The organism is Bartonella bilalgolemi, assembly GCF_023500045.1.
GTDB classification, from domain to species: Bacteria; Pseudomonadota; Alphaproteobacteria; order Rhizobiales; family Rhizobiaceae; genus Bartonella; species Bartonella bilalgolemii.
The window spans coordinates 1-1,094 of sequence record NZ_JAMCOF010000032.1 but is presented as its reverse complement, the minus strand read 5'-3'; the positions used below and the strand labels follow the sequence as shown (position 1 = coordinate 1,094).

The 1,094-nt window shown below is 34.6% G+C and carries 1 pseudogene; it reads right to left on the bottom strand.

From position 1 onward, the window contains the following. Positions 1-1,094 (bottom strand): annotated as a pseudogene (locus M4Z11_RS07340) (hypothetical protein); the annotation flags it as partial.

Below are 1,094 nucleotides of genomic sequence, written 5' to 3'. Positions count from 1 at the left end.
AGCTTCTGATTAACCTTATTATAAATAACCGTATGTTCAGGAACAGTAATTTTTGTCTTCTTTAAAGAAACAACTATATCACTTGTACTGTTTTCAATTGTTTGAGCATCAGAAGGTTTTACATACACACCATAAAATTGTTGACCATTTACTTGAATATTTACATCTTCAATATTTACTTTAGTATCTTTTTCTGTACTCTGTTTTTCTTGCGTTCCTTTTTCAATGTTGAATACCAATCCATGTGCATTATCTAGAGAAACATTTCCATTTTCCATACTAAAAGTACTCTTTGGATAGATATCAACGAAAGCGTTATCAACATCACTACTCTTACTCACCTGGTTTTCCGTAATCGTGTTAGTAATGTTAACTTTTTCTAAAGAAATCTCTCCTTCCTTTATACGAACCGCAGTACCTCCCGTAAAATCAATGCTTTTACCCTCCATTTGAATTATGGATTCTCCTTGACTGAAAAGACCTATCCCCCCATAAGCTACTGTAATATCTACACTCTCTAACTCAATTGTAGCAGCTTCACCAGAAGCGTGAACAGCAATCTGGCTATTCTTAATCATGCCCCCCACCATGGTTATTGTACTATTTTCTAAAGCATAAAGACCTGTTGTTAAGTCCTCTAAGTGCAATTCCTCAGCGTTAACTGATCCATATTCTTTGACATACACACCAATATATTTAATAGTTGTGTTGTCTTCTTTTACTGGACCTTTAATCTTTACCGTTTTTGCATCAAGCCAACCAACCGAATAGATGCCAATTCCTCCATGATCTTTATTATAGTGAATACAAGCTTCATTAGGGCTCACTTCATTAGGGTCATTAGGGCCTATCAATTCTTTTCGTTTAGCACTATTACGAAAAGAAATGTTTACAGACTCAGAGTCCGTAATTTTTTTTCCATTACTATTATGCAAAGAAATTCTTACAACGAAAACACCTTCCGGCAATTCTATCATTTCCATTGCTTTTTTCTTCCCATTAACACTAATATTTACCGTGCAACTTCCATTAGCACCATTATCATTAGCACCATTATCAGCTAAAACAGAGCTAGCTAAAACACAAATGAGAAA